Annotated in this window: 2 protein-coding genes and 1 pseudogene; all 3 read right to left on the bottom strand. The window is 64.1% G+C overall.

The window, feature by feature from the left end; genetic code table 11:
* Window positions 1–370 precede the first annotated feature (370 nt).
* Window positions 371–586: pseudogene (locus ACT4OC_RS31140) on the bottom strand (DUF6429 family protein); the annotation flags it as partial.
* Between the two features lie 97 nt (window positions 587–683).
* Window positions 684–1,643, bottom strand: coding sequence for an N-acetylmuramoyl-L-alanine amidase family protein (locus ACT4OC_RS31135; RefSeq protein ID WP_444842903.1), 960 nt, complete (start codon window positions 1,641–1,643; stop codon window positions 684–686).
* A gap of 4 nt (window positions 1,644–1,647) precedes the next feature.
* Entirely contained in the window at window positions 1,648–2,985 is a 1,338-nt protein-coding gene (locus ACT4OC_RS31130) for a Rieske 2Fe-2S domain-containing protein (RefSeq protein ID WP_444842902.1), read from the bottom strand.
* Between the last annotated feature and the right edge of the window lie 204 nt (window positions 2,986–3,189).

Genomic DNA, 3,189 nt, shown 5'->3' with positions numbered 1-3,189 from the left:
CCGTGCTTCGCTCTGATCGAGATTCATCTGGCCCTCCACGTGCCAAATAGTGAATCTCCTCAATTACTTGATTCTCAGCCCCAAAGACTGCGACCGCTTGACTCAGTAGTACTAATCCGCCCTACGGTTATGCAACGCTGACCCAACGCCTGCTGACGCCGACGGGATCCTTGCTCGCCTTCACTTCGCTCTTGTACTGCTCGATCACCTCGTCATCGACACCGGCATCGCTCATGGCGTAGCTGACGCGGCGCAGGATCGGGTACATGTCGCGACCCAGATCGGCCAGTTCAACCCTGATATCGGGATATTTCGTGGCGCGCGGCGTTCGCGGTGCTTCGGAGGCCGGCGCTTCCGCCGCGCGGCTGGCGAACAGCGACTCCAGCAGTTGCTTCGAACGTTGCAGCCCGTCCGGCGTGAACGTCACCGATTCCGGACTCGCGGCCGGACTTTCGATCATCCCCTTCTCGTGCAATCGGCCCAACGCCGCGCTGTCGAAGCCCTTCGACGCCAGATGTTGATCGTGCAGGGTGAGATAGAGCAGCGCCAAAACCGCATCATCGATTCGATCGGTATCGATCGCCATCGCGAAACCTCCGCATCCGGTAATGCCGCGATCCTTACCCGAAACGGTGGCGGCTTGTCATGTCCGGACGTCGCGGCGGATCATGCTCCAACGGCCGTCAGCGCTTCGGGGCCGCGCGCGAGGCCGGCTTCTTCGACTGGGCGCCGCTCGGCTGCGCCACCCGCGTCGCCGGCTTCGCCGTCTTCGGCTTCGGCTGCGCCACCTGCGGCGGCGCGGGGCCGCGGGTCTCGCAATAGTCGGCCGCCGCCGCCGACACTGCGGCAGCGACCTTGTTCTTGTGCTCGTCGGAGGCCATCACCAGCTCTTCGTCGCGGTTGATGATGGAGCCGGATTCCAGCAGCACCGCCGGCATGGTCGTCATCCGCAGCACGACGAGCTGGTCGTAGCGATAGACGCCGGCCTCGATGTCCAAGAGCTCGCGCTGGAACTTGCCCATGAACCACTGGTCGTATTGCCGGGCGAATTGCAGCTCCTTCGAGGCCATCTGGTTGCCGACCAAGCGGGCAAACCGCAGGCTCTCCCGGTAGTGCGGATTCAACTTCGAGACGAACACCGAGTAGCCGCCGAACATGTCGTTGAAGATGCTCTTCCTGCCTTCGAACTCCCACTTCTCGGCATAGATGCCGGGCACGGAATCGTGGTGGATCGACAGGAAGAGATCGGCGCCCTTCCGGTTGGCGACTGCGACGCGCTTCATCAGGCTCGGCCGCGCCTTGCCCTCGGTGATCAGGAGGGTGGTCTGCGCGAAGCCGTCGGCCTTCAGCTTCTCCTCGATCCGTTTGCCGAGATTGAGGTTGAATTCGAACTCGGGGACCTTGCGTGCGCTGAGCGCGCCGTAGGATTCGGTGCTGTGTCCGACGTCGAGGATGATCCGGAACTTGTCGCGATCGCATTTCGAGCCGGCCGATGCGCTCGCCGGCGCGGTCGCCGTGACTTCGTTCGGCGCGGCCTGGGCGGCGCCGACAGGGCCGAGCGTGGACGCAAGCAACGCAGCGATCATCGCGCGGGCGCGCGGCCCTGCGGATCGACGGAAATTATCGCGCCAGGGTTGCGCCAAGGCCCTACTCCGCCGCCGCGACCTTGGGCGGGCCGACAAAGCCCGCGGCATCGCCGAATCGCTCGATCATTACCGTAGTCAAGTCCTTGGTCTTGCCGGTGACGCAGGCGCCGGAGCGCACGGCGTAGCGGTCCTGGTGCTCGAGCTGCGGCGGCGCTTCGCCCTGTTCAAGCGCGCGCGCCGCCTCCATCACCAGTTTCCGGAAATGCATGATGCCGAGATCGGTGGGGCCGAGGTGCTCGCGCGTGCGGTCGGCGATCGGGCCCTGGCTGTCCTGCACGGCGGCGTCCTGCTCGGAGACGCCCTTGATGCCGGTGTAGCTTCCGGTCTTCTGCAGCTTGCGGTCGATCAGGTAATCGTTCGACTTGTTGCGCAGCGGCACGTAGTTCTCGTCAACCTCCGCGATCACGCCGTTGCCGCGGTCATAGGCGTCGCGCTCGGCTGCCGTGATCGGCCGCTCCGGATTCCAGGCGTAGGTGTAGATCCAGCAATTGGTGTCGGTGAACGGCACGAAGCTCTGGCCGAAGATGTTCTCGCCGGGCATCGCCGACGGCGCATAGGCGTGCACCGGCATCAGGAATTGCGCGATGCGCCAGTAGATGTCGTCCGAGCCGGTGAGCCTTCCGCCGGCGATGGTGAGCCCGGCCTCGTGCGGATTGATCTTGATGACGGGACGCGGGTCCTCGGCGATCCAGCGCATGTGCTCGGTCGCCACACGCACAAGTGGATTGACGAAATGCTTCTTGATGTCGAGGAGCTCGTTCTCCTCCTTGTCGAAGGACAGGTGCGCGAAGGTGAAATGCGCGGTGTCGATCGAGCCTTCCAGCGCCTGCACCCAGTTGCAGTCCTGCCATTTCTTCGAGACGTAGCGGTGCGAGGGCGGCAGCAGCGCCATTTCCAGATCAGGCAATTCCGGCACCTCGCCGGCCGGGCCCATATAGGCCCAGATCATGTCGCCCCATTCGCGCACCGGATAGGACTTGATGCGGATGTAGTCCTTCGCGTCGAGGTCGGGATAGGAGGTCGGCATGTCGACACAGCGCCCGTCGGTGTCGAACTTCCAGCCGTGATAGACACAGCGGATGCCGCATTCCTCGTTGCGCCCGAGCCAGAGATTGGCGCCGCGGTGCGGGCAATACTGGTCGATGACTCCGACCTGCCCACGCGAATCGCGGAAGGCGAGCAGCTCCTCGCCCAGCACCGTGATCTTTTTCGGCTCCCCGTCCGGCTCGGGCAGCTCCTCCGAGAGCAAAACCGGCAGCCAGAACCGCCGCAGCAGCTCGCCCATCGGTGTCCCCGCACCGCTTTCGGTTAACAGCCGGTTATCTTCGGCGCGGAGCATGGGACCTCTCCGGGTGATCTTTACGAGCTGTAAAGCTTGACCCAGGGTCGCGGAGCCGTCAACGCGGGCCGGCACCGGTGTCGGTAGCGCGTGATCTGTCGCCTGTTTGTAGCTCGTGAAGTGTCGTGTTTTTGGTGCCCCAGAACAAAGGGGGCACGATGGGCACGGCATCCATTCACGAGGGTGTACGACGGATGCGATTTT

Origin of the sequence: Bradyrhizobium sp. (genome assembly GCF_052389815.1) — a bacterium.
In the GTDB taxonomy this organism is placed as follows: Bacteria; Pseudomonadota; Alphaproteobacteria; order Rhizobiales; family Xanthobacteraceae; genus Bradyrhizobium.
This window is presented reverse-complemented; position numbering and strand designations above follow the sequence as displayed.

Coding starts and splice junctions, on each gene's coding strand:
- ACT4OC_RS31130 (WP_444842902.1), bottom strand. CDS start 2,985: ATGCTCCGCGCCGAAGATAACCGGCTGTTAACCGAAAGCGGTGCGGGG.